A 19,244-nucleotide genomic window follows, 5' to 3' on the forward strand; every position below is an offset into this window, starting at 1 on the left:
TTAGTTTTCTATTTTATAGACTTGCGCATCTGCATTGTTCATGGTGACCATAAGGTAAGGTGCACCCTTAAATTCAATAATATTTAAGTGTCTTACTGATTTTGACATAAAATCCAGTCCTAGCGTATTGCCCAGAGTAATTTCCGTACTGGTCTTAATCAAGGCTCCCGAAAAGGAATCATACCTTCCATGATATGGTTTTACGCCAAAATAATTTCCTGCAGCTAATACTTCTTCTTCTCCGTTATCATCAAAATCATAAACCAAGAAATCCGTCATTGGAGCAGTTTGAAGGTCAAAATTAAAAGGAATAAATGAAAATGACCCATTATCATTCCTTAAGTATCCAGATTTTAACACAGCTACCTCTAGGATTTTAGCTTCCTTCAATGATTTTTCATCCAGAATTTCCGTGATATCCTTACCACCAAAAGAGGTGTAGGAAGTGAATTTTTTTCTCAGCGACACCATTTGCCCGGCAAGTTCGTTAAGTCCATCCAAGGGATAGTATGCATCATCTTTGAAGACGGTAACAATTGTTTCTGTTGCTCCGTTGGCATCAAAATCTCCATAATACATACGCATAGGATGTTTATAGCTCGCCTGAAACTTAGAATTTGCTCCCCAGTTGCCTAGAAGGTAGTCTTTATCACCATCTTTATCGATATCAAAAGCTACTATACTTTGCCATAAACCTTTTAGATTTTTTTCCTTTAAGGGTTCAAAGGCTTTAAATTCACCCATATCGTTTCGGAAAAACATAGGCTGCATCCATTCTCCCGTTAAGACTAGATCTAAATCACCATCACCATCAACATCATCTGCAATACCATCCGTAAGCATTCCCAGTTCCTTGAAAATATTTTTTGTATCCATAACCAAGGTGCCATTGGTATTGTTTAAGAGATAGGAATTTGGAGACCTCCCAAAATCGGCAGAAATAGATTGGTTACCTACAAAAAGATCTAAATCACCATCTTGATCATAATCCATAGGAATAAGTACAGATGCGTTTTCATAGGTTGGTGCTATCGGTGACGCACTGTAAATGGAATCTTTGAGGGAATAATATGAATTTGTCAACGGGGCCATTTTATTGTAAAAATCGGCACCACCCGTCCCTATAAAGAGATCATTTGTAGTATTGCCGTCGAAATCGACTAAAACAGCAACCACATCTTCTTTGATGGAATCTTTCTGAATGGTATTCATATTCGCTGATCGAAACAAGCTGTCTCCTTGGATAAAGATTTGAGAGGGGATGTATTTAGAGCCTCCGAAGAAAATATCGGTTTTTCCATCATTGTTCATGTCTCCAATACTGGTAGCCGGACCTCTATCGGATATTTGATAGGGAATGAGCTTCTGGCGATTAAAGTCTGTATAGGCATCTTCCTTATGCGTAAAATTTATACCCAACCGATTAGGTACTTTTTTGAAAAGTGTCGTTTTATTAGCAATGGACGAACCGTAATCATAGGCCAATGTATTGCCATAAGTTACTTTGAGCGTTTGATTTACATCTAAGTCTCTTAATACTTGGAAGGTCTTGTCCGGCCAAATAATTTTAAGGGAATCAACCACTGATCTATTACCATATCCAAAATGAATAATGGGTTGTGATGAAGACTGAAAGCCTCTTACCGTGAACAGTTCTTTAAATTGTTGTTTACCGTCGGTATATGAAACTACCTTTGTGCCAATACCAAACTTGTTTTTACCCTTATATTGTAGGCCCAGTTTTAAATAATTTGCCTTCTCGTTGGTTCTGTTTTCAAGGATGGTAGGATGGGTATTCAAATTGTTTGTCACTAAATCCAAATCTCCGTCATTATCCAAATCAGCATAGGCCGTTGCCCCCGAAACCAAGGTGTCTTTAGGAATCCAGACATCGGATTTGTCATCAAAAAGCAGACTGGAATTACCTTTAAAAATACGATTTGATACGGCACCAGAAGGCATGAGTTCCAAAGCTTTTTGGTCTACGAGATTAGTGTTATTTATTTTATTTTTAATATTGTCATTGGATACAAAATTGATGTAATCTAAATCGTTTGGCCGTTTAGGAATGCCGTTACTTATAAACAGGTCTTGTTCTCCATCTTGGTCATAGTCGGCAAAAAGTGCACTCCAACTCCAATCTGTCGCTGCAACACCACTTTGTAAGGCGGTCTCTCTAAATTGCCCGCCTGGCTGATTTAGATAGAGCATATTGCGCGTAAATTGATAATGGTACCCATATGTACCCGTTCTAAGTCGCTGAACCTGTATATTGTCATCACCCTCAGAAGATTTCAGCACCTTTTCATCAAACGGTAACATATCTAAAGAAATGAGGTCCGGGAGACCGTCATGATTTAAGTCGGCCACATCACTCCCCATAGAAAATCTTGAAGTATGTCCAAAATAATCTCTGAGCGATTCTTTAAAAGTACCGTCGCCATTATTTAGATAATAGTAATCATCTTCATGAAAATCATTACCAATGAATAAATCCGGATAACCGTCGTTATTAAAATCTGAAACGGCTATGCCTAAGCCGTACCCGTTAATACCGCCGTAAATTCCTGCATCTTCACTTACATCGGTAAATTTTCCATCATCGTTTCGTAATAATTTATCTCCCGTTTCATAGTTTCTTTCGTATCTAAGGTCCGCTTTTCCAAAGGATTCTGGAGTATGTACGGCATGGTTTAACAGATACATATCCAAATCGCCATCCAAATCATAATCCAGAAAAGCCGCAGACGAGCTGTAAGATTCAAAATCGAGACCATATTTTCCCGATTCTTCACTAAAAGTACCATCGCCTTGATTTATAAATAATTCATTATGACCGTTGAAACCATTTAAACCTACCACGGCGCAGACGTAAATGTCTAAAAGACCGTCTCCATTAACATCTCCCATGACAGCACCTGTATTCCAACTGCTTTTTCCGGCAACTCCGGCTTTTTCGGAGATATCCTCAAATAAAAAATTTCCCTTATTGAGGTATAGTTTATTAGCAACTTGGTTTCCAGAAAAGAATATATCCGGTAGTTCATCATTGTTGATATCCCCAATGGCTACGCCTCCACCATTATAAAAATAGAGGTAATCGAGAATGTTCAAGTCGTTGGATTCCTTCAGGTCATTGGAAAAATGTATTCCTGTTTCTTCTGCCGTACGCTTTTGGAATACATCACCTTTTTGATCACTACAGCCAATAGCCCAAAAGATTATAGACAATCCTATAAGTTTACTTTTCATTTAAACTGTAAATTTTAGGTTGCTTGTCGTTTACGGCGGCAATCAAAAATGAATTTCCGGCTTTGTCCTTGAATAATTCCAAATGCTTCACTTCATCTCTTATGAAAAAACCGCTTGTATCATAATTCTGCCAATTAAAGCCTAACTGACCGTCACCTAATAGCACATTCCCATAATTAGCATCTAATCTTGAAAATTGAGGTTTAAATTCGAAATTGTTACCGGCCATAATCAGGTCTACCATGCCATCTTGGTTTACGTCTGTACATTCAATACCGCATATACAGGAGAATTGAACCTGAGGGGGTAAAACCTTAATGCGATACTGACCATTACCGTCATTGATAGCGATTACTGATTCTGAAATGGACGCTTCTCGTACAATGGTGTTAGAAATAACATCTTCAGAGAAAAGTTCGTCAATGGTTTTCTTGGCATATTCCGATGCCTTGATGTTCTCTTTTTTCAAGGCTAATATTTGACCGGTCAAATCTTTCTTCTGATGTAGCGGATAGTCTCCATTATTATAGTTTTGTGTAATGATCTGTTCAATGGTACCATCATTATCAAAATCATTCACCCACATTTTCATTGGCTGACCCTTTTTTGGTTTGTAATGTAAGTTGCTTCCAGAGTTTCCTAAAACCAAGTCCAAATCACCATCGTTATCTAAATCCTCCGCTTTTATAGCTCCCCACCAACCATTTAAACTATCTAGGCTTGTGGTTTGCTTACTTAGTCTACGGCCAGAGTTTTTAAATATTTTTGGTGTTCCCCAATCAGATACCGTAATAAGGTCTTTCTTGTTGTCTCCATCAATATCCGCCCATTTTGCGTCGGTAATCATACCGGCGTTTCTTAGGTCATAGGCAGACTTTTCGGTAATATCGGAGAAGGTACCATCGCCATTATTGCCCAATAATAGATGATTAGGGTCTACGCCATAGGTTCCTACAACACTTCTAGATCCTACAAAAACATCCACGTGGCCGTCACCGTTAAAATCCGTAGCAGTGATTACGGCTACATTTTTATTCGCAGATGGTAGGTTAATACCAGATGGCTTGAACTTCCCTCGGCCGTCGTTTAGATAAAGTCTTGTTCCGTAGGTGTTCTGCATGCCAATTTCGTTACCACCACTACCTACTATTAAATCCAAGTCCCCATCGTTATCGGCATCGAAAAAAGTAGCTGCGGTATCTTCAAAACTAGCGTCCTTTTCAAAAAAGGAAGTAATAGGCTTTTTAAGTTTTCCATTGCCGCTGTGCAGGTACAAACTTGCTGTCTGGTCTTTGGCGCCGCCAATAAAGATATCATCGTTACCGTCTCCATTTACGTCTCCTACAGCAACACCAGGACCCTCTTGGGCCAGGGAGTGGTATATAAGCCCTTCGTTATCAAAGTCGTTATAATTATTTTCTTTGTGGGCTATTAGTGAACTATTGTTTACTTCCTCTAACAATGGATTTAATGTCTTAGGAGTTAAGACCTTATAACTGTCCTTAGCATCCTTATGGTCCAACACCAGTGTTTCATTTACGGTAAGGTCCTGTAATTTTTGAGTAGCATCATCTGGCCAGATTACTCGGATGGAATCTATCTTGGTTTCATTTCCAAGACCTATCGTCATTGGGTATTCTATAGAGGACTGAAAGCCTCTTGAAGGCATTACGGTCTGATTGATAATCTGGTCTTTAAAATAAAGTTTTACCACGGTGCCAATACCGAACCTATTACCATCCGCTCCTTTAAAATCTAGTTTAAGATAGTTATGGTTTTTTAGGCGTTCGGTATTATTTCTATAAACAAAGGTTTCCATGTTTACATTGTTCACTACTAGGTCCAAGTCCCCGTCATTGTCCAGATCACCGTATGCCGCACCGTTGGACCTACTGGGAATTTCAAAGCCCCAATCCTTATTGGCATTACTAAAAGTGATATCGCCGTTGTTTCTATAGGCGTAATTGGGTAGTGGCGTTACGGGCATTTTATTGATTATGGAATCTATGGATTCTTTTCTCCCGGTCAGTGCCATTTTTTGAATGATTTCATTGGCGAAGAAATCAACAAAATCCAAGTCCGTTAAATCATGGTTGATACCGTTTGTAATATAGATGTCCTTAAGTCCATCATTATCCATATCAAAAAGGAGTCCTGCCCAACTCCAATCTGTAGCTTCAACACCGCTGTAATAGGCTATTTCGGAGAATGAGCCATTTCCATTGTTAAGTTGAAGTGTGTTTTGAATGTATTGTTGATGAAAGTCTTTACTCTGTTTTAACTTAAAAACATTGTAGCTTTCAAATTCCATCACGGATTTTACTCTCTGGTCCGGTTCGGGAAGCATATCCGTTATAAAAATATCGGTAAGGCCATCATTGTTAATATCCGCCATGTCTATACCCATAGCGGAAAGACTTAAATGATTGGTCCACTGTTGGATTTCTTCACGGAACGTACCATCTTGATTGTTGATATATAGGTAATCTCTTTCGTAGAAGTCGTTAGATACGTAAATATCCGGATATGAATCCTGGTTAATATCCGTAACCATGACACCAAGGCCAAAACCGATAAGACTCCCATAGATTCCGGATTCCTCACTCACATCTACAAATTTACCATTATCGTTACGCAGCAACATATCTCCTACGCCTCTAAAAATAGCAGGAACGCCCTCCCAATCTTGCGCTCTAACGTCTCGTTGTTCTGCATAGCCCAAACTACTTACGGGTATATTACTGTTGTTAAGAATATAGGCATCCAAATCCCCGTCTTTATCATAATCAAAAAAGGAAGCGTGTGTAGAGAAACCTGTCTCCGCAAGATTATATTCGGCCGCACTTTCGGTAAAAGTGAGGTCTCCATTGTTTATGTACAGGTCGTTATCATGATTATTCCCCTCCATGTTACCTGCATTACTCACGTAGATATCTAGCAGACCGTCATTGTTTATATCCGCCATTACTACACCTGTAGACCAAGGTTTGTTTCCTTTGATACCAGCTGATTCAGATACATCCTCAAATTTTAAATTGCCTTTGTTCAAGTAAAGCTTGTTAGGCTCCTTGTTTCCGGTCAGAAAAACATCCGTCAACCCGTCATTGTTAATATCACCTAGTGCAACACCGCCACCATTGTAGAAATTTCTGTATTTGAATATATTGAACGCTTTGCTGTTCTCTACTTCGTTCACAAAAGAAATACCTGTGTCCTCTGAAGATAATAGGGTGAATAAAGTTTCCTTTTTGGGTATCGATTTTTCGATATCCGACGTGGTATTATCTTTGCAGGCCATAAAAAATACCATCAAGGCTATAGTCAACGTAAACCGTTGTATGATAAAATTCTTTTTCATTTTAAGCGTTCTTTTGAAACAAAAAATAGGCTATCGTTATTTCTAGATATGACGTAGTTTTCTTTGTTCTTGATTTTAATTTTTTCAATACTTCTCGCTGCCCCTGAAACTCCTAAATAGTTATAGTCTTGCGTTTTAAAAACGTCTTCTGTTGAGGGATACAAAATTAGACCATGGGAGGCATCCATCCTACCTAGTTGGGTGCTAATTTCATAATTGTTACCTACAAGGATTATAGATTTTCTGGGATTATTTTCAATGAATATATCATGTACTGTGGAGACTTGAGCTATTTTTGGTAATGGATGTTTTTTGAATTTTCCATTTCCTAGGTTTTCAAAGTAACAAGTAGATAATTCGTAAACCGATTTCTGAAAGCCAGTTTCTAGTATATCTTCCGGAAAAAGTTCATTAAAGCCTGCCTTGGCAAAGTCAGCATAAGAAAGATATTTTTTGTTCAAAGAGGGGATTTGTTTCGCTAGTTCATCCTTAGATGCCAGTACGGTCTCCGTATTTTTGTGATAATAGGACACGATGGTTTCCATACTCCCATTTTTATCGATATCCGCTTTGTAGAGGTTTAAAGGCTTTTGAAAAGAAGCTTTTAGTTTACTGTTCTCTCCCCAGTTGCCAACTACTAAATCTATATCTCCATCATGATCCAAATCGTCAACTTCAATGGCATTCCAAAGTCCGTTTGAATTGGCTAATGTGGAGTCTACTTTTTTGGTTAAGTCCTCACCATCGTTCATAAAAATGGTAATAGGCATCCAGTGTCCTACAAATATGAGGTCTTCAAAGCCATTATTGTCCAAATCTAAGATGGCCACATCTTTTACATTTCCCAAATCATTAAGTGCTAACGATTTTTTTTCGGTAACATCGGAGAAGTTTCCTGCACCGTCGTTCTGAAATATATATTGTTTGGGGCTAAGGCCAAATTCCCACGGTACGGCATCGGAAGTAATGAGGATATCCAAATCACCATCGTTGTCCATATCCCAAGATTTCACGGCGGACGCATTGATTTCAATATTTCTAAAGGCAGTCGTGTCCTTTGTAAACTGTCCACTTTTATTTATGTACAATCTGGGGCGCAAAGGTGGGCCTTTCTTGAATTCATTTCCGGCGCTGACTACCAATAAATCTGTTAACCCATCACCATTAGCATCAAAAAAATGCTGGTCTATATCTTCGTTCACCTTATCCTCATTAAAAAGCTCGGGCTGTTGTGGTATAAATTCACCTTTATTATTTTGAATAAATAGGGCAGAGGCTTGCTGTTTTGCACCTCCTACGAAGATATCCTCTAAACCATCTGAATTGATGTCTTCGACACTCACGGAAGGACCTTCGTTAGTATTGGCATAGGGTATTAAAGGATCCCTATAGAATTCAATGGAATTACCGTCTTTGTGATGAAAATTTACCGTTTGATTATTTGAGGAATACTCTGAAAGAGTTTTCCCGGTAACGTTGCCGTTTACGGCATTTTCATAATCCACTGTTATTTCTTGATTTGCTGATACATCTTTCAAAGTTTCGAGGAATCCCGTAGGCCATTGTATCAGAACAGAATCGATACGATTTAACGCTCCGAGTCCTATGTGAAGTGAAGGATGCACCGAGGATAAATATCCTTTAGTAGTGTAGTTCTCATACTTTTGAACCGTATTTTCTGCATAAATGAAAACCGTTGCCCCAATACCGAAATTATTAGTTTTCCGTCCTTTAAAACGTATTTTGATATAGTTCTTAAGATTTATCTCGTTTCCTTTATTTTCGAGTATGAAGGCTTCCCCATTGACGTTGTTTGTTACTATATCCAAGTCGCCATCGTTGTCCAGGTCACTATAAACCGTTCCATTGCTGAACGATTTTTCAGGCGTATACCAAGTTTTTGAAACATCGGCAAATGTCAAATCCCCATTATTTTTAAAAAAGTAATTGGAAACTTTTTTCTCAGGCATTTTCTGAATGAATTCCATTTCTTGTTTACCAACACCATCGGCAAGATTTTTTTGAATATTATCATTGGCTATAAAGTTGATGAAGTCCATATCATTGGATGCACCTTTTATGCCGTTCGTAATAAAGATATCCTTGAATCCGTCATTGTCAAAATCTGCTAGAAGTGTTCCCCAGGACCATTCGGTAGCGCTTATGTTGGCTAGTGAGGCAATTTCACTGAATTTACCATGGCCTGTATTTAAATGCAATGTGTTCTGCATAAACTGGGGCGCATAACCGTTCTTAAGATAATTAGTATAGTTAGGATAGCTAAATTCGGTCCCAGAGGATTTATAGGTTTCTAAATCTTCAGGCAACATATCTAAGGAAACGATATCGGTAAGCGCATCATTGTTGATGTCTGCAATACCATTTCCCATGGAAAAATGGGTAGTATGCCCCAAATTCTTATAGTCTTTTGAAATCGATTCCGTAAAAGTTTTATCCCCGTTGTTAAGGTAGAGATAGTCATTTTCAAAAAAATCGTTACCTACATAAATATCGGGATAGGAATCATTGTTAACATCACTTATGGAGATGCCAAGACCATAACCGATTTTACCTTCATAAATATTAGCTGAAGCACTTACGTCTACAAAGTAACCTTCTTTATTTTCGAACAGCTTATCGCCACTAACCTCGTTCTGTTTAGTTCTTTCGTTGCCATTGGCGTAATTTAAGTTAGGGTGTACGGAATGATTCATCAGATACATGTCTAAATCCCCATCTAAATCGTAATCTAAAAATGCACTTTGTGTGGAGAAGCCAGAAAAATTTAAGCCGTAAGATGCAGACATTTCTTTGAATTCAGGTACTCCGTCTACAATACCTTGATTTACGTAAAGTAAGTTATGTCCTTTTAGATTTTGATATCCGGAAACTTTACACAAATAAATATCTAAGAGGTCATCATTATTGATATCCACTACGGTTACCCCGGTCGTCCAGCCGCTTTTATTCTCTATACCAGAGGCTAATGTGGCGGATTTAAATTGTAGTGCTCCTTCGTTAAGGAATAGTTCGTCTTCATTTTCATTGGACACAAAATAAAGATCCTGGAGTCCGTCGTTATTGAAATCTGCTGCGGCTAATCCAGCACCATTGTAATAGTAGATATAGTTCAGGATATTAAGTTCTGCGGAAGACATCAGTGTATTAGTGAAAGTAATATTACTATGATTAGAATCGACTTTAGTAAACATCTTTGGTTCTTCCTGCTTACAGGAGTTGAATAAAGCGGTTATACTGAGTAGCATCACTAAAACAATCCTTTTCATCAATCTAAAAAACATAGCCTTGCAAGATACTTAAAACGGAAATTATTTGTACAATTAGGATTGTTATAAGATGTTAATATTATGAATTTAGAGGCATCTCTATTGAAGTTTGTTCAGGACTTTCAATAGGGTATCTACCCATTGAAACCCTATTCTTGTATTAAATTTAGTGCTCTTAAAGTAAAAGAGACCGCTCACAGAGCGGTCTCTTTTTAAACACTTAAATATAAAAGGATTAATATCCTGGATTCTGCACTAAATTTGGATTAGAAAGAATTGCGTTAGATGGGATAGGATAAAGATTTCTGTTCTCATCACCAATTGCAGCAGCATCTTTAAACTGCCAGTCTTTTGTGAATTGACCAAAACGTATTAAATCCGTTCTTCTTACAAACTCTACATATAATTCTCTACCTCTTTCATCAATTAGGTTTTGTTCTGAAACACTACCTAATGGAGCGGCATCACGTAACGTACGTAGTTCGTTGACCATGGCAGTAGCATCACCACCACTTCTAAGCATAGCTTCAGCTTTCATTAAATGAGCATCTGCATAACGAAAGACCAATTCGTGAGCTGTAAAACCTCCATTTACTGGGTGATATTTAATAGTTCGTATTCCAGTTGCTTCACCATTACCTACTAATCCTGGGAAATCTCTAGTAAATACTAAATCCTGTCCCGGTCTTGTTTTTAATTTAGTTCCGTCCTCATTGAACTGCTGTCCTATAAGGAATCCGTAACCTATACCTAAATTGGTCTCATCGGCGTTAGAAGCATCGGGCACAAAACCTCTTCTTTCTTCCTGTCCTGAACCAACTGTATTTGAGTTTGGATCACCTTCAAAAAGATCGTAAAATTCAGCTAATGTGGTAAAACCGTTCCAACCACCACCTTCGTTGTCAGGTGAATTAATGTTGTAGTGCATACCGTTCCAGATTCTGTTACCAACACCGGTAGGAATCCACCAGATAGTCTCTGTATCGGCAGCCTCGGTGAATATATCAAAATATCCGTCCTGTAAGGCAAAACCATCTGCTGCGATAGCATCCACTAAAGAAATTACCTCATTCATATCACCAGAGTCAGGAGTTCCTGAGCCGTTATAAATATGCGCATTCAATAAAACTCTGGCCTTCAAGAAACGAGCAGATGCTTTTGTTCCTCTTTGTAAATTATCCATATCCATGGCAGCTACGGTAGGAAGTCCTGCAATAGCATCATCCAAGTCGGTAAGGATAAAGTCAAGCGCCTCGGTTCTTGTTAACACGGTAGGGTCTATTTCTGGACCTTCGTTAGGTTGTCTAAAAGGAACTTGCCCCCAGTTGTCCATAACAATCCACATGGCGAAAGCTCTTACGAATTTAGCTTGAGCAACTTGTTCTGCTGATCCATTACTAAGCGGGTCAGCAACTTCAGAAGCTTGGAAAACTGTTTGGTTCCAATTGTTCCAAGTGTTCAGAACAAATTGGTGCGCGGGATCCCAGGTATGGTTATGAAGTGTTCTCCATATCCCATTATCTCCCCAGTCAGTACCTCTTGTTGGTACTAAGGCTTCATCAGTGGCTACTTCTTGGAGAGCAAAATAGTTAGCTTGATCTCCCAAACGGTTGATACCGTTGTAAATGTTATCCAATGAACCCTCAACGTCTGCAACACCACTAAACTGTGTGCCACTATCTGTTGAAATAATTGAATCTGTGCCTTCTATTTCCAAATCTGTACAGGATAGTACAAATGCTGCGGAAAAGGCAGTAAGCATTAAATTTTTGATTTGACTTCTTTTCATGATTTTCTTTTTTTTAATTAAAACGTAGCATTAATTCCCAGTGTGAAAGTTCTAGGATTTGGATAGGCTGTTAAATCGATTCCCGCTGTTGGTATACCATTTAATAGGTCATTATTAGCAGGTGCGGAACTTACTTCTGGATCTAAACCGCTGTAATCGGTGATAAGGAATAGATTTTGGCCAGTTAAATTTAATCTAAGACTTTTAAATAATCCCTCTCCGGACATTGGGATATTGTAACCTAAAGAAGCATTTTGTAATCTTACAAAATCTCCTTTTTCTAAGAAACGCGTAGATACTGAGGCGGCTGCAGTACCAGATTCTCCGTTTCCAATAACATTTTGAGTAACGTTTCTACCGTTCTGGATAGAACCAGCGGTAAAGAACGCGTTCTCTGTGTTATTGTATACTGAAAAACCAAACTGACCAGCTAGATAAGTAGAAAAATCCCAGTTCTTGTAAGAAACATTCATGGAGAAACCACCAGTTACATCTGGTAAGGCATCTTCACCTACGAAACTTTGCGTATCACCTATGGGTTGACCGTTAGCATCGAATCCTTGGAAATCCCTAAGGAAGTAAGAGAATAACGGTTGGTTGCCCGCTAAAATTTGTGCAAACGCTCCTGTAAGACCTTGACCTCTAATAGTACCCGCTTGGATAAGTCCGTCAAAATCCTGAATTTCATTTTCGTTGTAAGCAACATTGAAGGACGCATCAAAATTGAAATCTTCAGACCTTATAATATCATAAGCAACAGCCAATTCTATACCTTGGTTAAGTACTGTTGCATCCAAGTTTTGGAAAAAGAAAGGTTGTGGTGACGGCTGTGCGGCTTGCACATTCAACAATAAATCGGTTGTCTCGTTTCGGTAAACATCTATGCTACCGGAAAAACGATCATTGTTAAATCCAAAATCTAGCCCAACGCCATAGTTTAAAGTTTCTTCCCATTTTAATCCTGGATTGGCAAAAGCCACTGCATTCGTTCCAGGGATATTGATTATACCGTCATTTTGGATAGGAGCACCACCGAAACGTTCTCTACGAACAAAGTTACCAAAACCTAAACCATCTTGATTACCTGTGATACCACCACCTGCACGTAATTTAAGTGTTGAAATGGCATCCCCGATGAAATCTTCTTCATGAATTTTCCAGGCAATTGCTCCAGAAGGGAATATACCATATTGGTTGTCAGAACCAAATCTAGAAGAGCCATCCGCTCTAACCGTAGCCGTAAATAGATACTTGTCCGCAAGAGAATACTGAATCCTAGTGAAGAACGATTGTAGTTCATCCGTGTTGTCAAAAGTATCCGTAAATAAAGACCTTACTTTAATTCCTCCAAAAGGTAATGCCACATTTTCGGTAGCAGCGGAAGGGGTTAGCCTGTTGACAAATACCTGAGATTGACCAGTCCCAATTCCGTATTGTTGATAATCACCTGAAATAGATGCTTCAATAGCATCAGCAGAAGCTTCTAAGTCTCTACCCATAGCGTTCAAATCACCAGTACTATAGCCCCAGCCAGTTACATTTCTTCCACTTGTTCCAAAATCTTGGAAAGAATAACCCAATAATACATCTAAATTAGAATTTTCAAATTCCTTCTTATAGTTCAAGGTTACCTCTAACAATTTGCTTTCTAAGTTAAGGTCATTAACGGCACCACGGCCATTACCAGCGGTACCATTGGTAAGACCAACAATATCTCTGGATAGCGCTGATCTCCTAGTAGACTCTGAATAGTCATAACCAACGTTTACTTTAGCCGTTAATTCCGGAGTAATATCGTAAGCTGCAGATGCATTTAGTAAAGCCCTGTCGGTTACACTAAAACTCTGGTACTCTGCCAATAAGTTGGCAGGATTCAATAGGTTGCCAGGGTCAAAACTAGCGCTATTGGGCCAAGTTGGGTTGGCAGCGTACGCTGCTCCTAATAAATCTCCCTGGAAACCAGCACTTCCTGATATAAGCGGCTGTTCATCACCAATGCTTGAACCTGTAGCCGATACTTGTATGTTTAACTTGTCATTCAAGAACCTGTGATTCCAGTTTACACGAAGTGTAGTTCTTTCTAAAGAAGAGTTTTCAACTACACCAAATTGTTTTCCGTATCCAAACGTAGTTCTTATATTTCCTTTACCATAGTTTTTAGACCATGCAAGGTTTTGGTTTTGTGACGCTACGGTTCTCGTAACAACATCTTGCCAGTTTGTATTGGCCCCTCTGTCTGCAGCTGCTCTATCTCCACCAAAAGAATCAATGGCGTTTAAGTAATCGTCTCTTCCTAGTAAATCATAGGAATTTGCTGGTGAGGCAATACTTAGAGAAGAATTGAATTCAAAAACACCTTTTCCAGTTTTACCACTTTTAGTAGTTATGATAACAACACCATTGGCACCTCTTGACCCATAAATGGCCGTCGCGGAGGCATCTTTTAATACACTGATGCTTTCGATATCCGAAGGGTTAAGGAAACTTAGCGGGTTAGTTGATCCGCTGGTACCTGCACCTAGATCCTGAGAGTTGGCAGATGTGTCACCACCGGAAAGTGGAACACCATCAACAACAAATAAAGGATTGTTGTTAGAACGTACAGAACTTGTACCTCTAATGTTAAAGTTAATGCCTGCCCCTGGAGCACCACTACTCTGTGTAATTTGAACACCTGCAGTCTTACCTTGGATTAATTGTTCTGGCGAAGCGATGACACCGCCATTAAAATCTTCTGCAGTAACTGAAACTACAGAACCGGTTGCATCCTTAACAGTGGTAGTACCGTATCCTATTATTACAACTTCTTCCAAAGCCTGTGCATCTTCCTCTAGGGTGAAGTTAATACTTGACTGCCCGTTGACAGCAACTTCAGTAGTCTTATAGCCAATGTAGCTAACGACTAATACAGCATCGCTACCAACTTCAATGGAGTAATTTCCATCAAAATCGGTTTGAGTACCGTTAGTAGTTCCCTTCTCAATAACACTAGCACCTGGCAAAGGTCCACTAGCATCTGAAACCGTTCCGGTTACTTCCTGCGCCTGCGCTATACTAAAGGATAGAAATGCCCCGATAGCAAACAGACTTTTTAGTAGCGTAATCTTCATAAAAAATTAGTTTTAAGTTGAGTTAATTAAATTTCAAGAGTTAAAAATATGTAAAATTGTCGTTAAAACAGTATTACCCATATGTTTGAAAACAACGAAACCGTTTTCGTGTTAATAACTTTTCTCAATTAGTAGTTTAATAAGGGAGGGCCCTTTAAATTACTCATTTGACAGTTTAGGTATAGCTAATTTAAGAAATTGCGATTTTTTTGTAAATATAAACAATTTTAATTTTCTGAATTTTACAAGCTTTTGATTATTTTCAACCTCGAGGAAAATTGAATTCAAAAACGAGTAATTTTAAACTCATTAATAATTATATTCAATTTTATTAGTAGGGTTACTTACCATTTAAAATCTTTGGTTTGAAAAGAAAAATAACTTTAAAACATATCGCCAGAGAGTTGGACGTTTCAATTTCAACCGTTTCCAAAGCACTCAAGAATAGCCATGAGATAAGTAGAGATACCAAGGATAAGGTTCAGGCCTTCGCTAAACTTTATAATTATAAGCCCAATAACATTGCTATCAGTTTAAAGAATAAAAGAACAAAGAACATTGGTGTTGTTATTCCGGATATCGTACATCATTTCTTTACTACCGTCTTTAGGGGAATAGAAAAATATGCCAATAAGCGTGGTTACAATGTTATTGTATGTGTATCGGACGAATCTTTCGACAAGGAGGTAATAAATATGGAAATGCTCGCCAACGGCAGCATTGATGGCTTTATTATGTCGCTATCCGCAGGAACGCAGAAGAAAGCCGATTTTAATCACTTGAAAGAAGTAACAGAGCAGGGGATTCCATTGGTATTATTCGATAGGGTTACGGATGAGGTAGCTTGTGATAAGGTCATATTAAACGATGAGAGTATTGCCTTTGAAGCCGTGGACTCCTTTATTAAGACAGGCAGAAAGAAAATAGCATTAGTAACTACGGATGCTTATTTTAATGTAAGTGCTAGTCGCGGAAAAGGGTATGTAAAGGCTTTAGAACAAAACGGACTAGTGTTCAATAAGGATTTGGTGCTTACATTGCCTTATGAAGACTTGGATGAGCAAACTATCAGGAACTTCTTTTCTACTGCGGATGTAAATGCTGTACTTTGTGTAAATGAAATTTTTGCTATCCACTGTATGGGTATAGTACAATGCATGGGGAAAAGAATTCCAGAGGATATATCTTTTATCGGTTTTACAGATGGGATTTTGTCTAAATACTCCAAACCTACTTTGACAACCATTGCTCAACATGGGGATAAAATGGGAGAGGTGGCCGCTAAACTTTTAATAGATAGGGTAGAAAGCGATAATGAAGAGGTAGAAGAACCCTTTTGCACCGAAGTTATTTCTGCTACGATTATTAAAAGGGAGTCAACAATCAATTAATTTACAAAGAAGAAAAGATGCAAAAAATTGGATTTATTTTCGATTTAGATGGTGTAATAGTGGATACGGCCAAATATCATTATCTAGCTTGGAAAAAACTGGCCAATGAACTTGGTTTTGAATTTACCAAGGAACAGAACGAAATGTTCAAAGGGGTCAGTAGAAAGCGATGTCTTGAGATTTTGCTAGAAATTGGAAACGTAACAGCATCTCAAGAACAATTTGATGCATGGATGGTAGATAAGAATGTGGACTACCTGGCCTATATAGAAAACATGGACGAGTCAGAGGTGCTGCCCGATGTCCCAAGGGTATTGAATTTTTTAAAAGATAATCATATTCCTATCGCCTTGGGATCCGCAAGCAAGAACGCTAGGCCAATTTTAGAAAAAGTAAAATTATTGCCTTTCTTTGATAGTATTGTGGATGGTAATAATGTAACCAAAGCAAAACCGGACCCGGAAGTATTTTTGATTGCTGCAGAAAATTTAGGGGTTCCTTCTAATAAATGTGTGGTCTTCGAAGATGCCGTTGCCGGTATCCAAGCTGCGAATGCCGCGCATATGATAAGTATTGGTATAGGTGATCAAAAGGTGTTGTCAGAGTCGAAGTATAATTTCAATGATTTTACGGAAATCGATACTGATTTCTTATCAAAACTTTTGCGTTCATAAACCCCATCGTAAATTTGAATTATTAGAACATACCATTTATAGGATAAATGTTCATTATAAATTGTAGGAATGAATCAAGATTATATAAAGGCCGATAATTGGTCTATCATAGAAGAAGGTTTTGACAAAGAACAGGTGAAATCTTCAGAAAGCTTATTTAGTATTGGCAACGGCGCAATGGGGCAAAGGGCCAATTTTGAAGAAACGTACACGGGAGACACATTTCAAGGAAGTTATATTGCAGGTGTTTATTATCCGGATAAGACACGTGTGGGATGGTGGAAAAATGGCTATCCTGAGTATTTTGCCAAAGTATTGAATGCTCCCAATTGGATTGGAATAAATGTAAGTGTGAACGGGGAAACGTTGGATTTGAATACCTGTAAGAACGTTTCGGATTACCGAAGGGAGCTCAACATGAAAGAGGGTTATTACAAGAGGGAGTTCGTTGCCACCCTACCTAACGATATCAAGATAGGGGTAGAAGCCATTAGATTTCTAAGTTTGGATATAGATGAGGTAGGGGCAATAAAGTATGCCATTACAGTGCTTTCTTCGGATGCTGAAGTAGTATTGGAATCTTATTTGGATAGCAGCATTACCAATGAAGATAGTAATTGGGATGATAAGTTCTGGAACACTACAGGAGTTTCTTCCGAAGGAAACCAAGCTTTTATTGAGGCACATACGATGAAGACAAATTTTGCGACCTGTACCTTTATGCAGTCGCACCTATTTTATAATGGCAGTATAAGTGTTGTTGAACCCCATAATGTTAAAGAAGATTTACGGGTAAGCCAAACCTTTAAGCAAAAGGTGAAAATGGGCGAGACGGTAGCATTGCATAAATTTGGTGGTTATACTGTTTCTACGAATCATAAGACATCAAAATTGGTCGCTGCCGCAAAGGAAGTGCTTATTGAAGTTTCCCAACTCGGTTTTAATGCCTTGTTGGAAAAACAAAAACAAGCTTGGGCGCGGATTTGGGTGATGAGCGATATTGTTATCGAAGGAGATGTAAAAGCCCAACAGGGCATACGTTTTAATATCTTTCAATTGAACCAGACCTATCTCGGAACAGATTCAAGATTGAATATAGGGCCAAAAGGATTTACCGGAGAGAAATATGGCGGTAGCACCTATTGGGACACAGAAGCTTATTGTCTTCCTTTCTATATGGCTACTAAAGATGATAAAGTTGCGCGTAAATTACTAAAGTACAGATACAATCACTTGGATAAGGCCATAGAGAATGCGCAAAAGCTAGGGTTTGTAAACGGTGCGGCGTTATATCCTATGGTTACCATGAACGGAGAGGAATGCCATAACGAGTGGGAAATAACTTTTGAAGAAATACATAGAAACGGGGCCATAGCCTTTGCAATCTATAACTATTACAGATATACAGGAGACTATAGTTATATACCAGAAATGGGTCTAGAGGTATTGATCGGTATTTCAAGATTTTGGCATCAAAGGGTGAGCTTTTCCGAGGACAAGCAAAAGTACGTTATGTTAGGGGTAACAGGACCCAACGAATATGAGAACAACGTCAATAATAACTGGTACACCAATTATTTGGCCAAGTGGTGCATAGATTACACCTTGGAACAAATAGGTAGGGTCAAAGATGGATACGCGGACGATTATAAGCGTATCATGGGAAAGACGAAATTAAATGATAGGGAGCTTGAAAATTGGAAAAAAGTAGCCGATAATATATACTTTCCATTTTCTGAAAAATATGGGATATTCCTACAACAAGACGGGTTTTTGGACAAGGAGTTAGTTGAGGTGAAGGATCTGTCAAAACAGGACCGACCCATCAACCAGAAATGGAGCTGGGATAGAATTTTACGTTCTCCGTACATCAAACAGGCAGATGTACTTCAGGGATTTTATCTTTTTGAGGCTGATTTTTCAACAGAATCATTAGAAAAGCACTTTGATTTTTATGAGCCGTTTACGGTTCATGAATCTTCGCTATCGCCATGTGTGCATAGTATACAAGCGGCCAAGCTGGGTAGAATGGAGCAGGCGTACACTTTTTATCTGAGAACTTCAAGACTTGATTTGGATGACTATAACAAGGAGGTGGAAGAGGGCTTACACATTACCTCAATGGCAGGTACTTGGATGAGTATTGTAGAAGGTTTTGGAGGGATGCGCGTTGTAGATGATAAGTTGTCTTTCTATCCTCAAATTCCAAAGCAGTGGAAGGCCTATGCTTTTAATGTTAATTTTAGAAATAGAATCATTAAGGTACGCGTAACGGACAAGGAAACCACTTTTGAGCTTAATGGAGATACCGAAATGTCCATACGTGTAAATGGTAAAAGGGTAGAGCTGATACCTGGCAATACAATATCGGTATAATCCGCTG

General features: G+C 38.6%; 8 protein-coding genes. 3 read left to right on the forward strand and 5 right to left on the reverse strand.

Translation table 11 applies throughout. The features are described from left to right. The 5 genes from EJ994_RS15875 to EJ994_RS15895 all read right to left on the reverse strand — a co-directional run bounded on the left by EJ994_RS15875 (position 1) and on the right by EJ994_RS15895 (position 14,796). Positions 1 to 3,252 (reverse strand): CRTAC1 family protein, encoded by a 3,252-nt coding sequence (locus tag EJ994_RS15875; RefSeq protein ID WP_126593380.1) that lies wholly within the window; start codon positions 3,250 to 3,252, stop codon positions 1 to 3. After that, positions 3,242 to 6,610 (reverse strand): VCBS repeat-containing protein, encoded by a 3,369-nt coding sequence (locus EJ994_RS15880; protein WP_126593381.1) that lies wholly within the window; start codon positions 6,608 to 6,610, stop codon positions 3,242 to 3,244. The genes EJ994_RS15875 and EJ994_RS15880 overlap by 11 nt, the downstream gene beginning before the upstream one ends. Then, positions 6,607 to 9,822 (reverse strand): VCBS repeat-containing protein, encoded by a 3,216-nt coding sequence (locus tag EJ994_RS15885; RefSeq protein ID WP_241240806.1) that lies wholly within the window; start codon positions 9,820 to 9,822, stop codon positions 6,607 to 6,609. Before EJ994_RS15885 ends, EJ994_RS15880 begins: the two co-directional genes overlap by 4 nt. A 310-nt stretch (positions 9,823 to 10,132) precedes the next feature. After that, the gene (locus EJ994_RS15890) at positions 10,133 to 11,686 is read right to left on the reverse strand and encodes a RagB/SusD family nutrient uptake outer membrane protein (RefSeq protein WP_126593383.1); all 1,554 of its coding nucleotides are present in this window, start codon (positions 11,684 to 11,686) and stop codon (positions 10,133 to 10,135) included. 17 nt (positions 11,687 to 11,703) lie between these two features. Continuing rightward, entirely contained in the window at positions 11,704 to 14,796 is a 3,093-nt protein-coding gene (locus EJ994_RS15895; RefSeq protein WP_126593384.1) for a SusC/RagA family TonB-linked outer membrane protein, read from the reverse strand. A 365-nt stretch (positions 14,797 to 15,161) separates the two neighbouring features. Here EJ994_RS15895 and EJ994_RS15900 point away from each other — a divergent pair, with 365 nt between their 5' ends. The 3 genes from EJ994_RS15900 to EJ994_RS15910 all read left to right on the forward strand — a co-directional run bounded on the left by EJ994_RS15900 (position 15,162) and on the right by EJ994_RS15910 (position 19,237). Beyond that, complete coding sequence (locus EJ994_RS15900) at positions 15,162 to 16,187, forward strand: LacI family DNA-binding transcriptional regulator (protein ID WP_126593385.1); 1,026 nt, start codon at positions 15,162 to 15,164, stop codon at positions 16,185 to 16,187. Positions 16,188 to 16,204: 17 nt separating this feature from the next. After that, complete coding sequence (gene pgmB / locus EJ994_RS15905; protein WP_126593386.1) at positions 16,205 to 16,861, forward strand: beta-phosphoglucomutase; 657 nt, start codon at positions 16,205 to 16,207, stop codon at positions 16,859 to 16,861. Between the two features lie 69 nt (positions 16,862 to 16,930). Continuing rightward, entirely contained in the window at positions 16,931 to 19,237 is a 2,307-nt protein-coding gene (locus tag EJ994_RS15910) for a glycoside hydrolase family 65 protein (protein ID WP_126593387.1), read from the forward strand. The last annotated feature ends 7 nt before the right edge of the window (positions 19,238 to 19,244 follow it).

This window comes from Maribacter sp. MJ134, assembly GCF_003970695.1.
Lineage (GTDB): Bacteria > Bacteroidota > Bacteroidia > Flavobacteriales > Flavobacteriaceae > Maribacter.

Coding starts and splice junctions, on each gene's coding strand:
- EJ994_RS15890 (WP_126593383.1), bottom strand. CDS start 11,686: ATGAAAAGAAGTCAAATCAAAAATTTAATGCTTACTGCCTTTTCCGCA.
- EJ994_RS15875 (WP_126593380.1), bottom strand. CDS start 3,252: ATGAAAAGTAAACTTATAGGATTGTCTATAATCTTTTGGGCTATTGGC.
- EJ994_RS15910 (WP_126593387.1), top strand. CDS start 16,931: ATGAATCAAGATTATATAAAGGCCGATAATTGGTCTATCATAGAAGAA.
- EJ994_RS15885 (WP_241240806.1), bottom strand. CDS start 9,822: ATGTTTACTAAAGTCGATTCTAATCATAGTAATATTACTTTCACTAAT.
- EJ994_RS15880 (WP_126593381.1), bottom strand. CDS start 6,610: ATGAAAAAGAATTTTATCATACAACGGTTTACGTTGACTATAGCCTTG.
- EJ994_RS15895 (WP_126593384.1), bottom strand. CDS start 14,796: ATGAAGATTACGCTACTAAAAAGTCTGTTTGCTATCGGGGCATTTCTA.
- pgmB (WP_126593386.1), top strand. CDS start 16,205: ATGCAAAAAATTGGATTTATTTTCGATTTAGATGGTGTAATAGTGGAT.